At 41.7% G+C, this 18,633-nt stretch carries 9 protein-coding genes and 3 rRNA genes; all 12 read left to right on the forward strand.

Annotated features, from left to right (window positions below; genetic code table 11):
- The 12 genes from dnaA (at window position 1) to MKY71_RS00060 (ending at window position 18,612) form a co-directional block, all read left to right on the forward strand.
- Complete coding sequence (gene dnaA, locus MKY71_RS00005) at window positions 1–1,344, forward strand: chromosomal replication initiator protein DnaA (RefSeq protein ID WP_079523596.1); 1,344 nt, start codon at window positions 1–3, stop codon at window positions 1,342–1,344.
- Between the two features lie 171 nt (window positions 1,345–1,515).
- Window positions 1,516–2,652 (forward strand): DNA polymerase III subunit beta, encoded by a 1,137-nt coding sequence (dnaN, locus tag MKY71_RS00010; RefSeq protein WP_079523597.1) that lies wholly within the window; start codon window positions 1,516–1,518, stop codon window positions 2,650–2,652.
- 125 nt (window positions 2,653–2,777) lie between these two features.
- Entirely contained in the window at window positions 2,778–3,014 is a 237-nt protein-coding gene (yaaA, locus tag MKY71_RS00015; RefSeq protein WP_339174585.1) for a S4 domain-containing protein YaaA, read from the forward strand.
- 3 nt (window positions 3,015–3,017) lie between these two features.
- On the forward strand, window positions 3,018–4,136 hold the full coding sequence (recF, locus tag MKY71_RS00020) for a DNA replication/repair protein RecF (RefSeq protein WP_339196734.1): 1,119 nt from the start codon (window positions 3,018–3,020) through the stop codon (window positions 4,134–4,136).
- 60 nt (window positions 4,137–4,196) lie between these two features.
- Window positions 4,197–6,122 carry a DNA topoisomerase (ATP-hydrolyzing) subunit B gene (gyrB, locus tag MKY71_RS00025; RefSeq protein WP_339196737.1) on the forward strand — a complete coding sequence of 642 codons (1,926 nt, stop codon included), beginning with the start codon at window positions 4,197–4,199 and terminating at the stop codon, window positions 6,120–6,122.
- A gap of 92 nt (window positions 6,123–6,214) precedes the next feature.
- Entirely contained in the window at window positions 6,215–8,713 is a 2,499-nt protein-coding gene (gyrA, locus tag MKY71_RS00030) for a DNA gyrase subunit A (RefSeq protein ID WP_340731192.1), read from the forward strand.
- Between the two features lie 175 nt (window positions 8,714–8,888).
- Entirely contained in the window at window positions 8,889–9,995 is a 1,107-nt protein-coding gene (locus MKY71_RS00035) for an HD-GYP domain-containing protein (protein ID WP_445683725.1), read from the forward strand.
- A gap of 472 nt (window positions 9,996–10,467) precedes the next feature.
- Window positions 10,468–12,022, forward strand: a 16S ribosomal RNA gene (locus tag MKY71_RS00040).
- 231 nt (window positions 12,023–12,253) lie between these two features.
- Window positions 12,254–15,182, forward strand: a 23S ribosomal RNA gene (locus MKY71_RS00045).
- A gap of 186 nt (window positions 15,183–15,368) precedes the next feature.
- Window positions 15,369–15,484: ribosomal RNA gene (rrf, locus tag MKY71_RS00050) — 5S ribosomal RNA — on the forward strand.
- Together the 16S, 23S and 5S rRNA genes form the textbook arrangement of a ribosomal RNA operon.
- 189 nt (window positions 15,485–15,673) lie before the next feature.
- Window positions 15,674–17,140 (forward strand): IMP dehydrogenase, encoded by a 1,467-nt coding sequence (guaB, locus tag MKY71_RS00055; RefSeq protein ID WP_340731194.1) that lies wholly within the window; start codon window positions 15,674–15,676, stop codon window positions 17,138–17,140.
- 134 nt (window positions 17,141–17,274) lie between these two features.
- Window positions 17,275–18,612, forward strand: coding sequence for a D-alanyl-D-alanine carboxypeptidase family protein (locus tag MKY71_RS00060; protein WP_340731196.1), 1,338 nt, complete (start codon window positions 17,275–17,277; stop codon window positions 18,610–18,612).
- The last annotated feature ends 21 nt before the right edge of the window (window positions 18,613–18,633 follow it).

Here is an 18,633-nt window from a genome sequence, read left to right on the forward strand (position 1 = left end):
TTGGAACATTTAGAAAACCTATGGAATGCCGTCCTTGCCCAAGCTGAACAGAAAATCTCGAAACCGAGCTTTGATACTTGGCTGAAATCAACAAAACTTCTTGCACATAGTGGCACAAAAGTGACGATTTCCGCGCCTAACTCTTTTGCCCGCGATTGGCTTGAACAATACTACATCCATATGATTACAGGAATACTAAACGAGTTAACAGGAGAGGATTTAGTCATTAATTTCGTGGTCCAGAAAGATCAGGCCGCTGATGACTTTGAATTACCGCCCCCAATTACTCAAGCAAAATCAAGTGAACACCATGACATTACCCCAGGTATGCTCAATCCAAAGTACACATTTGATACATTCGTTATTGGTTCCGGTAACCGTTTTGCCCATGCAGCGAGCTTAGCTGTAGCGGAAGCACCTGCAAAAGCTTACAACCCGTTCTTTATTTACGGGGGGGTAGGATTAGGCAAAACTCACTTAATGCACGCAATTGGACATTACGTAAAAGAACACAATCCGACAGCAAATGTCGTTTATTTATCATCTGAAAAGTTCACAAATGAGTTCATTAACTCAATTCGTGATAATAAGACAATCGATTTTCGAAATAAATACCGAAATGTTGATGTACTGCTAATAGATGATATTCAATTTTTGGCTGGTAAGGAATCGACACAAGAGGAATTCTTCCATACATTCAATACACTACATGAAGAATCAAAGCAGATTGTCATCTCAAGTGACCGTCCTCCAAAGGAAATACCAACTTTAGAGGATCGTTTGCGTTCGCGCTTTGAATGGGGACTGATTACTGATATTGCACCGCCTGATTTAGAAACGCGTATTGCGATTTTACGTAAAAAAGCAAAAGCAGATGGGCTCGATATTCCAAATGAAGTCATGCTTTATATTGCCAATCAGGTTGATACGAATATTCGTGAACTTGAAGGGGCGCTGATCCGCGTTGTCGCCTATTCATCTTTGGTAAATATGGATGTTTCGCCTGAACTTGCTGCCGAAGCTCTAAAAGATATTATGCCAAACTCAAAACCGCGCATGATTTCCATTTTGGATATTCAAACAGCAACCGGAGAGCATTTTAATATTCGACTGGAAGACTTTTCGGCAAAACGCCGTACAAAATCCATTGCTTTCCCAAGACAAGTTGCAATGTACTTATCTCGTGAATTGACCGACTTTTCTTTGCCGAAAATTGGCGAAGAATTTGGGGGTCGTGATCATACTACGGTAATCCATGCCCATGAAAAGATCTCTTCTTTACTTAAAACAGATCAGCAGCTTCAGCAGGATATTAAACAAATTCGTAGTATGTTAGGTAAATAAACTCTGTGTATAACTTTCTCCTTTCCGCACAAGTCTATACACAACTTATCAACATGTGGATAGTGCGCCCCATATGTGTAAAATAGGGGTTATCCACAAATTCACAGGCCCTATTACTATATCTATTAATATCTTTAAATAAATAATTAATCATATAAGAGAGGTAAACTAATGAAATTTACTATTTTGCGTGATCGTCTTTTAGCAGGTTTGAACGATGTAATGAAAGCTGTAAGTTCAAAAACAACGATCCCTATTTTAACGGGGATTAAAATTGATGTTACAAACGAAGGTATGACGTTAACTGGTAGTGATGCAGACATTACAATCCAGACATTCATTCCTGTAGAAGAAAATGGCGAACAGATTATGGATATTACACAAACAGGTTCTATTGTGCTGCAAGCTCGTATGTACAATGAAATTATCCGTAAATTGCCTACTAATGAAGTAGAAATCGAAATTACAAACGGATATGCAACGATTATTCGTTCAGGTAAGTCTGAGTTCCACCTTATTGGCTCAGATGCAACAGAATATCCACAGCTACCTGAAATTGCTGCAGACCGCCAATTTACGATTCCAACAGATTTACTAAAATCAGTTATTAGAGAAACTGTCTTTGCTGTAGCGACATCGGAAAGCCGTCCGGTGTTGACAGGTGTAAACTGGAAAGTAGAAGGCGATGCATTAATATGCGTTGCAACGGATAGTCATCGTTTAGCGCGTCGTAAAGTGAATCTTGAAAATTTACCAAATGATATTACTTCAGTAGTAATTCCAGGTAAAAGCTTAAATGAATTGAACAAAATTTTAGAGGACACAAATAATCCTGTTCAAATCGTACTGACAAACCAGCATGTATTGTTTAAAACAGATGATGTCCTGTTCTTCTCTCGTCTATTAGAAGGCAATTATCCGGATACATCACGTCTAATTCCGGAAGAGTTTAAAACAATGATTACGATTAACGGCAAATCTTTATTGCAGGCAATTGACCGTGCTTCGCTTTTAGCACGTGAAGACCGCAATAATGTTGTTCGTTTTGAAACATTGGAAAATCAAACAGTCGAAATTTCATCAAATTCACCTGAGATTGGTAAAGTTGAAGAGCAGATCCAAGTGGAAAGTCTGGAAGGCGAAACATTAAAGATTTCATTTAGTGCGAAATATATGATGGAAGCCCTAAAAGCGATTGATGGACAAGATGTAGTAATCGAATTTACAGGTGCAATGCGCCCGTTCATCTTACGATCAGTAGCGGATGATGCAATACTGCAGCTGATTTTACCGGTACGTACTTACTAAAATTCAATAAATTTTTTAAAAGGAACGGTCTTAACTTGTTATTGAGACCGTTCCTTTTTTACTTATGGACAATTTTTAGGTATGATAGAATGATAAGACTTTATTTAAGTGGAGGATGAATTACGTTGAATGAATTAGTAATTGATACAGAATATATAACGCTTGGTCAAGCGCTGAAAATGACAGATGCAATTAGCTCTGGCGGTATGGCAAAGTGGTTTTTAAGTGAACATGAAGTGTATGTAAATGGAGAAGTCGAAGATCGCCGCGGGAAAAAACTGCGTCATGGAGATGTGATTAATATTCCAGGAGTAGGACGCTATAAAATTGTCGATGCATTTATTGAAAACGGAGAAAATTAATTCATGAACATCGAGCGCTTGCAGCTAACAGATTATCGTAACTACGAATCGTTAACACTGGATTTTTCAGATAAAATTAATGTTTTTATTGGGGAAAATGCTCAAGGAAAAACAAATGTAATGGAATCAATCTATGTACTAGCGATGGCCAAATCTCATCGTACCGCGAACGATAAAGAATTAATACGTTGGGATGCGGATTATGGTAAAATAGAAGGTGTGGTAAATAAGCGTTACGGTGGCGTTCCTATCGAATTAACGATTTCAAAAAAAGGCAAAAAGGGCAAAATCAATCATCTTGAACAGACGAAACTAAGCAATTATATCGGACAGATGAATGTAGTAATGTTTGCACCAGAAGATTTGAATATCGTAAAGGGCAGCCCCCAAATTCGCCGAAGATTCATCGATATGGAAATCGGGCAAATTTCCCCTGTTTACTTACATGATTTACTAACATTCCAAAAGATTTTGAAACAACGTAATCATTTACTAAAAAAGAATGCGGGAAAACAATCACTCGCATCCGATGTGATGTTTGAAATTTATACAGAACAATATGTGCAGGCGGCAATTCAAATTATCCGTAAAAGATTTCAGTTTATCGAGCTTTTACAAGATTGGGCTGAGCCGATTCACTTCGGTATTTCGCGCGGATTAGAAAAGCTTGTTATAAAATACCGTCCTGTAACAGGGATGGAAGCAAGCTGGACTGCCGAAGAAATGGCGGATTACTTAACGAAGAAACTAGAAGAAGTGAAGCAGCGTGAAATTGAAAGAGGCGTAACACTTATAGGCCCTCATCGGGACGACCTTCAGTTTTTTGTCAATGATTACGATGTTCAAGTTTACGGCTCACAAGGCCAGCAGCGAACAACGGCATTATCTTTGAAACTTGCCGAAATCGAACTTATCAAACAGGAAACGAAAGAAACGCCGATTCTTTTATTGGATGATGTTTTATCTGAATTGGACGATTATCGCCAATCACATTTATTAAATACAATTCAAGGTGAAGTCCAGACATTCGTTACAACAACGAGTGTAGAAGGAATTCACCATGACACAATACAGCACGCAAAATTGTTCCAAGTAACACAGGGAACAATTGAACAACCATAGTGCATTGAAATACGTAAAAAAGAAGCATACTGATAGTTATGAAAGAGTAGGTGAACAATAGTGGCTTTAGAAGATAATAAAGTCCAGCAATCTTATGATGCGGATCAGATACAGGTATTAGAAGGATTAGAGGCTGTTCGAAAACGTCCTGGTATGTATATTGGTTCAACAAGTTCAAAAGGATTGCACCATTTAGTTTGGGAGATTGTTGATAATAGTATTGATGAGGCTTTAGCAGGTTATTGTACAGGAATCACAGTGACAATTGAACAAGACAATTGGATTCGCGTAGAAGATAACGGTCGTGGTATTCCCGTAGATATTCAGGAAAAAATGGGTATGCCTGCTGTTGAAGTAATTATGACAGTACTTCATGCAGGCGGTAAATTCGGCGGTGGAGGCTACAAAGTATCAGGCGGTCTTCACGGTGTTGGTGCCTCTGTAGTAAACGCACTATCGAGTCAGACAATTGTTCAAGTACACCGCGATGGTAAAATCCATGAAATCATTTTTGAACGCGGCCAAACGGTTCAAAAGTTAACAGTGGTTGGTGAAACAGACCATACAGGTACAACAACACGATTTAAAGCGGATGGCGAGATTTTCAAAGAAACAACAGTTTATGAATACGATATTTTAGCGACACGTATCCGTGAATTGGCTTACTTAAATCGTGGCATCAGCCTTACAATCGCTGATGAACGTATAGGACAAGAACGTTCTGAAACATTCCACTTCGAAGGTGGTATTCGTGAATATGTTGAGCATATAAACGAAAATAAAGAACCTATCCATGTACCGATTGATGTGTTGGGAGAAAAAGAAGGCATTACGGTTGAAATTGCGATGCAGTATAATGCAGGCTTCAGTTCCAATATTATGTCTTTTGCCAACAACATCAATACGTATGAGGGTGGTACGCACGAATCAGGCTTTAAAACTGCCTTAACACGTGTGATCAACGACTATGCCCGCAAAGCAAACCTGATTAAAGAATCGGATGCCAATCTTACTGGTGAAGATGTTCGTGAAGGTTTAACGGCAATCGTATCAATAAAACATCCAGAACCTCAATTTGAGGGTCAAACAAAAACTAAACTTGGAAACTCTGAAGTAAGTCAGATTACAAATGCTTTATTCTCAGACGGATTTGAACGTTTCCTGCTTGAAAATCCATCGGTTGCACGCCAAGTTATCGAAAAAGGTACAATGGCGGCACGTGCACGTGTAGCAGCGAAAAAGGCTCGTGAATTTACACGTCGTAAATCTGCACTTGAAGTTTCAAGTTTACCAGGTAAATTAGCAGACTGTTCTTCGACAAACCCTGCTGAATCTGAGATTTATATCGTAGAGGGTGACTCTGCCGGCGGATCTGCTAAATCAGGCCGTGACCGTCATTTCCAGGCGATCTTGCCACTGCGCGGAAAAATTCTTAACGTTGAAAAAGCACGCTTGGACCGTATTTTATCGAATGCCGAAATCCGTGCAATGATTACAGCATTCGGTACTGGTATTGGGGAAGAGTTTAATTTAGAAAAAGCACGTTATCACAAAATCGTCATTATGACGGATGCCGATGTCGATGGTGCACATATTCGTGTACTATTGCTGACATTCTTCTTCCGTTTCATGCGTCCATTAATCGAAGCAGGTTATGTATATGCAGCAAAGCCGCCTCTATATCAGGTAAAACAAGGGAAACATGTTGAATACTGCTACTCAGATCAGGAATTAGAAGATATTTTAAACCGTCTTCCAAAATTACCGAAGCCTAATGTACAGCGTTATAAAGGTTTAGGGGAAATGAATGCAACACAATTATGGGATACAACAATGGATCCAGAGCACCGTACTTTAATTCGAGTAGAATTGGATGATGCAATTGAAGCGGATAAAATTTTCGATCACTTAATGGGTGATGAAGTTGCACCTCGTCGTGATTTTATCGAAGAAAATGCAGTATACGTGCAAGACTTGGATATTTAACATCCTTCTGCGGGTTTTAAACACCCGCAGAGGGATGCAATTATGCTTGGACATAATTGATTAGTTAGTGCAATTGGAAGGAGGTCCTCATTTTGTCTGACATTCAGCATGGACATATTGAATCTAGAAATATTACAACAGAAATTAAATCATCTTTCCTAAGCTATGCGATGAGCGTTATCGTTTCGCGTGCCTTACCGGATGTGCGTGATGGACTTAAACCAGTACATCGCCGTATTTTGTATGGTATGCAGGAGCTAGGAAATACTTCAGATAAACCATATAAAAAGAGTGCCCGTATCGTTGGGGACGTAATGGGTAAATACCACCCTCACGGTGACTCATCGATTTATGATGCAATGGTGCGTATGGCGCAGGATTTCAGCTATCGTTATATGCTAGTGGACGGCCATGGTAACTTTGGTTCAGTTGATGGCGACGGTGCTGCAGCAATGCGTTATACAGAATCACGTATGTCAAAAATCGCGATGGAAATGCTGCGCGATATTAACAAAGATACAATTGATTATGGACCAAACTATGATGGCAGTGAAAACGAACCTTTAGTATTGCCGGCACGCTATCCGAATCTATTGGTGAATGGTGCTTCTGGTATTGCAGTAGGTATGGCTACAAATATTCCGCCACATCATCTTGGAGAAACAATTGATGGTGTATTAGCAGTAGCAGATAATCCAGGCATTACGACAGAAGAGCTAATGGAAATTATTCCAGGTCCGGATTTCCCAACAGGGGGAATTATTTTAGGACGCAGTGGTATTCGCCGTGCCTATGAATCGGGTCGTGGCTCACTGACAATTCGTGCTAAAGTGGAAATTGAACAAGCTTCAAACGGTAAAGAGACAATTTTAGTGCACGAATTACCGTACCAAGTTAACAAAGCAAAGCTAATTGAAAAAATTGCCGAGTTAGTACGCGATAAAAAAATTGATGGCATTACTAATTTACGTGATGAATCTGACCGTAATGGTATGCGTATCGTTATTGAAGTACGCCGTGATGCAAATGCAAATGTCGTACTGAACAATTTGTTTAAACAAACAGCGATGCAGTCAAGCTTTGGTGTAAATATGCTTGCATTAGTCGATGGACAGCCAAAAGTATTAAGTCTAAAAGAAGTGCTTTATCATTACTTAGAACACCAGAAAGTAGTTATTAAACGTCGTACTGCATTCGAGCTTCGAAAAGCAGAAGAACGTGCACATATTTTAGAAGGTTTACGTATTGCGCTTGATCATATTGATGAAATTATTTCGATTATCCGTGCTTCTCGCAGCGGTGAAGAAGCAAGACCACAATTAATGGAGCGCTTTAATTTATCTGAACGCCAGGCGCAAGCGATTTTAGATATGCGTCTTGTACGTTTAAGCGGATTGGAACGCGAAAAAATTGAGGCTGAGTACCAGGAACTTCTAAAGTTAATCGATGAATTAAAAGCGATTTTAGCGGACGAAGCGAAAGTGATTGAAATTATCCGCACAGAAATGACGGATATTAAAGAGCGCTACAGTGATGACCGCCGTACAGAAATTACAGCTGGCGGCTTAGAAATGATCGAAGACGAAGATTTAATTCCTCGTGAAAACTCGGTACTTACATTAACACATAACGGTTATATTAAACGTTTGGCAGCGAACACATATCGCTCGCAAAAACGTGGCGGCCGTGGTGTACAAGGTATGGGAACGAACGAAGATGATTTCGTAGAACATTTATTATTCACTTCTACACACGATACAATTCTTTTCTTCACTTCAAAAGGGAAAGTATTCCGTGCAAAAGGATATGAAATTCCGGAGTTCGGTCGCCAAGCGAAGGGACTGCCGATTGTAAACTTGCTTAATATCGATAAAGGTGAGCATGTTACGGCAATGATTCGCGTAACAGAATTCAAAGAAGATGCTTACTTTATCTTTACTACAAAAACAGGGGTAACGAAACGTACACCTGTTGATCAGTTTGCGAATATCCGTACGAATGGTTTAATCGCCATTACATTGCGTGAAGACGATGATTTAATTTCGGTCCACTTAACAGATGGCACAAAGGAAATTATTATCGGTACAAGCGATGGTATGTTAGTACGATTTAAAGAGGACGATATCCGTTCGATGGGTCGTTCAGCTGCCGGGGTACGCGGTATTAAACTTCGTGAAGGTGACTTTGTAGTAGGAATGGAAATTCTTGAACCAGGTCAGGAAATTTTAGTTGTCACAGAAAATGGTTACGGTAAACGTACACCTGAATCCGAATACCGTTTGCAAAGCCGAGGCGGTTTAGGTCTGAAAACGATGCAGATTACTGATAAGAACGGTAAGATGTGCGCGGTAAAGGCTGTGGATGGATCAGAGGACATTATGCTGATTACGATTAATGGTATGTTAATCCGTATGGACGTAAATGATATTTCTGTTATTGGCCGTAGCACACAAGGTGTTCGTTTAATCAGACTTGCTGAAGGCGAACATGTAGCAACTGTTGCACGTGTGAAAAAAGAAGATGACGCTCCGGATGAAGAAGAAATGGATTCTGAAACTGAAGAAGAGTCAAATTCAGCTATAGAAGAGTAATTTGAAAAGTAATCTAGTTAGTTTAGACTATCTAGATTACTTTTTTTGGTTGTAATTTATTTTCCATTCGTTATAATTAACGTTAATATGAAAAAATTAGTAGTTATTTAGAAAGAGTAATTCAATGAATGTGAATTTATCCTTACTTTATAACCGATAACGAGCTTAAGGGGTTGTGAAATTGGAAGCAATATTGATAAGAGTTGAGGAATTGCGATTAGGTAAAGTAATTGCTGAAGATATTTTTGCCAATACACAATATCCGATTATCTATAAAAATACAAAAGTAAAGCCAGAGCATTTACGCGTATTTGAACTATTTAATTTAAAAACGGTATTAGTACATAATGAAATCGAAGTTGAAGAACCAGAGATAATTGAAGAAAAGTTAGATAACCCTATTCCTATAGATTTACCAATACAGCAATCCACAAGTTTTGAAAAATCCTATCTTGATGGAATCGCGCAATTGAAAAAGGAATTTTCAAATTGGGAAGCCGGCGGAAGAGTGGACCTGACAAAAGTAAGAAATATCATAATTCCGTTAATGGATAGGGCTTTAGAGAACCGAACTTATATATTTGATCTGAACAGTTATTCGAATGCAAAGGACTATTTATACCACCATAGTATTGCTACAGGTTTAATAGCTGCAGTCATTGCAAAGAAAATGGGATACGAGCGTGGGGACACAATTCAGCTGGCCATCGCCGGAATGTTAGCAGATAGTGGAATGTCCAGAATTCCTTCACGTATTCGGGATAAGAAAAGCGCTTTAACAGAAGCCGAATTTGGGGAAGTACGAAAACATCCCTACTATAGTTACTTACTCATTAAAAACGTAACAGCTATAAAGGATATTATGAAAGTAGCTGTGTATCAGCACCATGAACGGCTGGATGGCAGTGGCTATCCAAAAGGTGATCGAAGCGGATCTATTTCGATCTTTGCTCAAATCATTGCGGTAGCAGATGTATTCCATGCGATGACGAGTGAAAGGATGTATCGTTCCATGCAGTCTCCTTTTAAAGTAATCGAGATGATTAAGGAAGAGGAGTTTGGAAAATTCGATATTAAAGTTGTTCAAGCTTTAATGGATATTATCGTCGATTTACCAATAGGAACAAAAATTGAGTTATCCAATCTAGAACTGGGTGAAGTAATGTTCATCAATAAATATTCACCAACACGTCCACTTGTTAAATTAACGCGTACAGGAGAAATTGTAGATCTTTCTTCTAATAGAAGCTTTTATATTTCACGTGTCATTACTCAAGGATAAAAATTGAATGAATTAATCGCTAAGGGGGTCTTTTCTTATTAGAAGAAATACCCTCTTTTTTTATATTAGTTTTGCATGATTAAATAGGTGTAAATTGAAATAGAAAAAAGTCGAAGAAATTGTTGACGATTAGAAATACAAATGTTATTATATTAAAAGTCCTTACAAGATAACATCTTATGAAAAACAAATTTCAAATAAATGTTGACTTAAGTTTAAGGATGCTGTAGAATAATAAAAGTTGTCGCATGAAAGCAAAATGCTTCGACAACAAAAAACTTTTCATTAAAAGTGTTGACAAACAACATTGAATAATGATAAGATATAAAAGTTGTCACCGAGACAACACAATGAACCTTGAAAACTGAACAAGCAACGTTAATGAAACAAGCTTCTTAAATGAAGCAAACAATAGATTTCAACTTCTAACGAAGTTGGATCGCTAGCAAAGCAAATGAGCTTTCAAACTACTTTTATGGAGAGTTTGATCCTGGCTCAGGACGAACGCTGGCGGCGTGCCTAATACATGCAAGTCGAGCGGAAATTTTATTGGTGCTTGCACCTTTAAAATTTTAGCGGCGGACGGGTGAGTAACACGTGGGTAACCTACCTTATAGATTGGGATAACTCCGGGAAACCGGGGCTAATACCGAATAATACTTTTTAACACATGTTTTAAAGTTGAAAGACGGTCTTGCTGTCACTATAAGATGGACCCGCGGCGCATTAGCTAGTTGGTGAGGTAACGGCTCACCAAGGCAACGATGCGTAGCCGACCTGAGAGGGTGATCGGCCACACTGGGACTGAGACACGGCCCAGACTCCTACGGGAGGCAGCAGTAGGGAATCTTCCACAATGGACGAAAGTCTGATGGAGCAACGCCGCGTGAGTGAAGAAGGATTTCGGTTCGTAAAACTCTGTTGCAAGGGAAGAACAAGTAGCGTAGTAACTGGCGCTACCTTGACGGTACCTTGTTAGAAAGCCACGGCTAACTACGTGCCAGCAGCCGCGGTAATACGTAGGTGGCAAGCGTTGTCCGGAATTATTGGGCGTAAAGCGCGCGCAGGTGGTTCCTTAAGTCTGATGTGAAAGCCCCCGGCTCAACCGGGGAGGGTCATTGGAAACTGGGGAACTTGAGTGCAGAAGAGGATAGTGGAATTCCAAGTGTAGCGGTGAAATGCGTAGAGATTTGGAGGAACACCAGTGGCGAAGGCGACTGTCTGGTCTGTAACTGACACTGAGGCGCGAAAGCGTGGGGAGCAAACAGGATTAGATACCCTGGTAGTCCACGCCGTAAACGATGAGTGCTAAGTGTTGGGGGGTTTCCGCCCCTCAGTGCTGCAGCTAACGCATTAAGCACTCCGCCTGGGGAGTACGGTCGCAAGACTGAAACTCAAAGGAATTGACGGGGGCCCGCACAAGCGGTGGAGCATGTGGTTTAATTCGAAGCAACGCGAAGAACCTTACCAGGTCTTGACATCCCGGTGACCACTATGGAGACATAGTTTCCCCTTCGGGGGCAACGGTGACAGGTGGTGCATGGTTGTCGTCAGCTCGTGTCGTGAGATGTTGGGTTAAGTCCCGCAACGAGCGCAACCCTTATTCTTAGTTGCCATCATTCAGTTGGGCACTCTAAGGAGACTGCCGGTGATAAACCGGAGGAAGGTGGGGATGACGTCAAATCATCATGCCCCTTATGACCTGGGCTACACACGTGCTACAATGGACGGTACAAACGGTTGCCAACCCGCGAGGGGGAGCTAATCCGATAAAACCGTTCTCAGTTCGGATTGTAGGCTGCAACTCGCCTACATGAAGCCGGAATCGCTAGTAATCGCGGATCAGCATGCCGCGGTGAATACGTTCCCGGGCCTTGTACACACCGCCCGTCACACCACGAGAGTTTGTAACACCCGAAGTCGGTGAGGTAACCTTTTGGAGCCAGCCGCCGAAGGTGGGATAGATGATTGGGGTGAAGTCGTAACAAGGTAGCCGTATCGGAAGGTGCGGCTGGATCACCTCCTTTCTAAGGATTTTTCGGAATCATTCCCTTGGGGAATGAAACATTAACGGTTGCTGTTCAGTTTTGAAGGTTCATTCTTAAATGAATGAAATACTTCAAAACATTTGTTCTTTGAAAACTGGATAAAACGACATTGAAAGCAATAAATCAAATTTCTATTTTATAGATTTTTAAACAAGTCAAGCAATTGACGTGTAAACTTAAATCTTGGACTCGTTCCAAGTGTTAACTTTTGGTTAAGTTAATAAGGGCGCACGGTGGATGCCTTGGCACTAGGAGTCGATGAAGGACGGCACTAACACCGATATGCCTCGGGGAGCTGTAAGTAAGCTTTGATCCGGGGATTTCCGAATGGGGGAACCCACTATCTTTAATCGGATAGTATCTTCACGTGAATTCATAGCGTGTCGAAGACAGACGCAGAGAACTGAAACATCTAAGTACCTGCAGGAACAGAAAGAAAATTCGATTCCCTGAGTAGCGGCGAGCGAAACGGGAAGAGCCCAAACCAAAGAGCTTGCTCTTTGGGGTTGTAGGACACTCTATACGGAGTTACAAAAGAATGAACTAGACGAAGCGACTTGGAAAGGTCCGCGAAACGAGGTAAAAGCCCTGTAGTCAAAAGTTCATTCCCTCCAGAGTGGATCCTGAGTACGGCGGAACACGTGAAATTCCGTCGGAATCCGGGAGGACCATCTCCCAAGGCTAAATACTACCTAGTGACCGATAGTGAACCAGTACCGTGAGGGAAAGGTGAAAAGCACCCCGGAAGGGGAGTGAAATAGATCCTGAAACCGTGTGCCTACAAGTAGTTAGAGCCCGTTAATGGGTGATAGCGTGCCTTTTGTAGAATGAACCGGCGAGTTACGATTACGTGCGAGGTTAAGTTGAGAAGACGGAGCCGCAGCGAAAGCGAGTCTGAATAGGGCGAATTAGTACGTGGTCGTAGACCCGAAACCAGGTGATCTACCCATGTCCAGGGTGAAGGTGAGGTAACACTCACTGGAGGCCCGAACCCACGCACGTTGAAAAGTGCGGGGATGAGGTGTGGGTAGCGGAGAAATTCCAATCGAACCTGGAGATAGCTGGTTCTCTCCGAAATAGCTTTAGGGCTAGCCTCGTGATTGAGAATACCGGAGGTAGAGCACTGTTTGGACTAGGGGGGCATCTCGCTTTACCGAATTCAGACAAACTCCGAATGCCGGATATTTATACACGGGAGTCAGACTGCGAGTGATAAGATCCGTAGTCAAGAGGGAAACAGCCCAGACCACCAGCTAAGGTCCCCAAGTAATCGTTAAGTGGAAAAGGATGTGGCGTTGCTTAGACAACCAGGATGTTGGCTTAGAAGCAGCCATCATTTAAAGAGTGCGTAATAGCTCACTGGTCGAGTGACGCTGCGCCGAAAATGTATCGGGGCTAAACGATTCACCGAAGCTGTGGATGCATACTTTGAGTATGCGTGGTAGGAGAGCGTTCTAACAGCGTTGAAGTCAGACCGGAAGGACTGGTGGAGCGGTTAGAAGTGAGAATGCCGGTATGAGTAGCGAAACATGGGTGAGAATCCCATGCACCGTATGACTAAGGTTTCCTGAGGAAGGCTCGTCCGCTCAGGGTTAGTCGGGACCTAAGCCGAGGCCGATAGGCGTAGGCGATGGACAACAGGTTGATATTCCTGTACCACCTCCTCACCGTTTGAGAAATGGGGGGACGCAGTAGGATAGGGTAAGCACGCCGTTGGTTGCGCGTGTTCAAGCAGTAAGGCGTGTATGTAGGCAAATCCGCATACTTTAACGTTGAGCTGTGATGACGAGCTCGTATGAGCGAAGTTCCTGATTTCACACTGCCAAGAAAAGCCTCTATCGAGGTGAGAGGTGCCCGTACCGCAAACCGACACAGGTAGTCGAGGAGAGAATCCTAAGGTGTGCGAGAGAACTCTCGTTAAGGAACTCGGCAAAATGACCCCGTAACTTCGGGAGAAGGGGTGCTTCTTTGGGTGCATAGCCTAGAGAAGCCGCAGTGAATAGGCCCAGGCGACTGTTTAGCAAAAACACAGGTCTCTGCAAAACCGTAAGGTGACGTATAGGGGCTGACGCCTGCCCGGTGCTGGAAGGTTAAGAGGAGCGGTTAGCGCAAGCGAAGCTGTGAATTGAAGCCCCAGTAAACGGCGGCCGTAACTATAACGGTCCTAAGGTAGCGAAATTCCTTGTCGGGTAAGTTCCGACCCGCACGAAAGGCGTAACGATCTGGGCACTGTCTCAACGAGAGACTCGGTGAAATTATAGTACCTGTGAAGATGCAGGTTACCCGCGACAGGACGGAAAGACCCCGTGGAGCTTTACTGTAGCCTGATATTGAATTTTGGTACAACTTGTACAGGATAGGTAGGAGCCAGAGATCTCGGAGCGCCAGCTTCGAAGGAGGCGTCGGTGGGATACTACCCTGGTTGTATTGAACTTCTAACCCATGCCCCTTAGCGGGGTAGGAGACAGTGTCAGGCGGACAGTTTGACTGGGGCGGTCGCCTCCTAAAGAGTAACGGAGGCGCCCAAAGGTTCCCTCAGAATGGTTGGAAATCATTCGTAGAGTGTAAAGGCATAAGGGAGCTTGACTGCGAGACCTACAAGTCGAGCAGGGTCGAAAGACGGGCTTAGTGATCCGGTGGTTCCGCATGGAAGGGCCATCGCTCAACGGATAAAAGCTACCCCGGGGATAACAGGCTTATCTCCCCCAAGAGTCCACATCGACGGGGAGGTTTGGCACCTCGATGTCGGCTCATCGCATCCTGGGGCTGTAGTCGGTCCCAAGGGTTGGGCTGTTCGCCCATTAAAGCGGTACGCGAGCTGGGTTCAGAACGTCGTGAGACAGTTCGGTCCCTATCCGTCGTGGGCGTAGGAAATTTGAGAGGAGCTGTCCTTAGTACGAGAGGACCGGGATGGACATACCGCTGGTGTACCAGTTGTCTTGCCAAAGGCATCGCTGGGTAGCTATGTATGGACGGGATAAGTGCTGAAAGCATCTAAGCATGAAGCCCCCCTCAAGATGAGATTTCCCATTACGCAAGTAAGTAAGACCCCTGAAAGACGATCAGGTAGATAGGTTCGAGGTGGAAGTGCGGTGACGCATGCAGCTGACGAATACTAATCGGTCGAGGACTTAACCACATTTTATTGCACAACTCAATGAAACGTTTATCCAGTTTTGAAAGAATGAAAATTCTTTTCAAGGGTTTCAAGACACAAGCTAGTCGAGGAAACGACTGAGTGATTGAAGGAGCGTACTCAAGTACGTGACTGAAAGAACGAAGGAAGTTGACGAAGGATAGCGCCGTGTATTGGAAACCGTAATAGTGAAGTGATGATGGCAAAGAGGTCACACCCGTTCCCATACCGAACACGGAAGTTAAGCTCTTTAGCGCCGATGGTAGTTGGGGGCTTCCCCCTGTGAGAGTAGGACGTCGCTTCGCACATGTAAAAACCCACTGAGAAATCAGTGGGTTTTTTGTTATAAAATACTTTTTTTCTTTCTTTAAGAAGAAAAACATTAATAATATAATATTCCGAATTATTTTACTTTTTAAAGAATCTTGACAGTGATGTCCCTCGGAGTTAACCTTACAATAATATTCTTTTCTAAATAGGAGGCATTCTTAACAATGTGGGAAACAAAATTTGCTAAAGAAGGTTTAACATTTGATGATGTACTATTAGTGCCAGGTCACTCTGAAGTGTTACCGAAAGATGTTAATTTATCTGTAAATCTAACTGACAACATTAAGTTAAACATTCCGTTAATCTCTGCAGGTATGGATACTGTAACCGAATCGAAAATGGCAATTGCTATGGCTCGACAAGGTGGAATTGGTATTATTCATAAAAATATGAGTATTGATGAACAAGCAGAAGAAGTTGAAAAAGTAAAACGCTCTGAAAATGGCGTTATTACAAATCCTTTCTTCCTTACACCAGAACATCAAGTTTTCGATGCAGAGCATTTAATGGGCAAATACCGCATTTCAGGTGTCCCTATTGTAAATAACATGGAAGATCAGAAGTTAGTTGGTATTATTACTAACCGTGATTTACGCTTCATTTCAGATTACTCATTAAAAATTGATGAGGTAATGACAAAAGAAGATTTAATCATTGCTCCTGTTGGGACAACTTTAGAAGATGCTGAAAAAATTCTTCAACAGTATAAAATTGAAAAATTACCGATTGTTGATGAAGCAGGAAAATTAACTGGCTTAATCACAATCAAAGATATCGAAAAAGTAATCGAATTCCCGAATGCAGCAAAAGACAGCCATGGCCGTTTAGTTGTAGGAGCAGCAGTTGGTGTTTCTAAAGATACAATGATGCGTATTGCCAAGCTAGTCGAAGCGCAAGTGGACATCGTTGTAATTGATACAGCACATGGTCATTCTCAAGGCGTTTTAAATACAATTAAAGACATTCGTGCAGCTTACCCGGACTTGGATATTATTGCAGGGAATGTTGCAACAGCTGAAGGGACACGTGCATTATTTGAAGCTGGTGCCGATGTTGTAAAAGTAGGAATCGGACCTGGTTCAATTTGTACAACTCGTGTTGTTGCAGGTGTTGGTGTACCCCAAATTACAGCTGTATACGATGCAGCATCAGTTGCCCGTGAATTAGGTAAAACAATTATTGCGGATGGCGGTATCAAGTATTCAGGCGATATCGTAAAAGCATTAGCTGCAGGTGGACATACTGTAATGCTAGGTTCATTATTAGCAGGAACATCTGAATCTCCAGGTGAAACGGAAATTTTCCAAGGACGTCGCTTTAAAGTGTACCGCGGAATGGGTTCACTAGGTGCAATGGAAAAAGGTTCTAAAGACCGTTACTTCCAAGAAGATGCGAAAAAGCTTGTACCAGAAGGAATTGAAGGACGTTTACCATACAAAGGACCTTTAGCAGATACAATTCACCAATTAGTTGGTGGTGTACGTGCCGGAATGGGTTACTGCGGTGCACCGGATTTAGAACATTTACGTGAAAATTCACAGTTCATTAAAATGTCGGGTGCAGGCTTACGTGAATCACATCCACATGATGTACAAATCACGAAGGAATCACCAAACTACTCTTTACAATAATTACTAGGAAACTTTCAAACGTTACTATCGTCAAATTGAAGATAGTAACGTTTTTTTATTAACAGAAGGTCACATACAACTACTTATGTATGATAAAATGACGTTAGACAAGAATAAAAATTGGAGGTAGCTTTGTGAAGAAGGTAAGAAAGCAAACGGTATTAAGCATTGTCTTAATCCCGATTTTAATACTTAGCATGCTGGCGATGAAACCTGCTAAGACGAACGCAGCAACGGATTTGGGATTAACGGTAGATGCAGCAATTTTAATTGATGCAGACACAGGAAAAATTTTATATGAGCAAAACGCAGAGACAGCTTTAGGTATTGCAAGTATGACAAAAATGATGACAGAGTATCTATTACTTGATGCAATAGAAGAAGGCTCAATTTCATGGGATCAGCAATATAATGTATCAGAGTATACATATAAAGTTTCCCAAAACCGTTTATTGAGTAATGTTCCGTTACGTGCTGATGGTACGTATTCGATTAGAGAGTTGTATGAAGCAATGGCAATCTATTCTGCAAATGCTGCTACAATTGCAATTGCTGAAACAATTGCAGGTACAGAAAAAGAATTCCTGAAATTGATGGATAAAAAAGCAGAAGAACTTGGCTTGGAAAATTACAAATTTGTAAATGCAACAGGTTTGAATAATGCCGATTTACAAGGCATGCATCCAGAAGGTACAGGAGAAAAGGATGAAAACGTAATGCCAGCTCGTTCTGTAGCGAAATTGGCGTACAACTTATTAAAAGATCATCCTGACATGTTAGAAACAGCAAAAATTCCGAAGAAAGTATTCCGTGAAGGAACTTCGGATGCAATTAGCATGTCCAACTGGAACTTCATGCTACCAGGTCTTGTTTATGAATATGAAGGCGTAGACGGCTTAAAAACAGGAACAACTGATTTTGCCGGTCATACGTTTACAGGTACAGCTAAACGCGGTGATACACGTTTAATCGCGGTAGTAATGAAAGCAGTGGATTCAAAAGGTGTTGGCTCTTATAAAGCACGTTTTGATGCGACAGCGAAGTTATTCGATTATGGATTTGGTCAATTTTCAAAGGTAGAACTTCTTCCAGGTAATTATGTATTTGAAGATCAAAAATCAATCCCTGTCATTAAAGGGAAAGAGGACTCTGTCAAAATCGGTGTAAAAGAGCCGGTTTCTGTAATGGTTAAGACGAGCGAAAAAGATTCATACGTTCCGACATTGACATTGGACAAGAAAGAACTTGAAGCAGGAATTGAGAAAGACCAAGTAGTAGGCCAGGCTGTACTTGCACCTAAAGAAGGTGTGGATTTCGGCTATATTGACGGTAATCCTATTACAGCAGATGTCGTAACGACAGAAGCGGTAGAACGTGCAGGTAAAATCTCATTGATGTTCCAAGGTATCGGAAGCTTTTTCGGTAATTTATGGAATGGTGTATTTGGATTTGCAGGTAACTTAATTAAATAATGAATGGGCTTTTCTATAAGT

The organism is Solibacillus sp. FSL W7-1324, assembly GCF_038008025.1.
Taxonomy (GTDB): Bacteria; Bacillota; Bacilli; order Bacillales_A; family Planococcaceae; genus Solibacillus.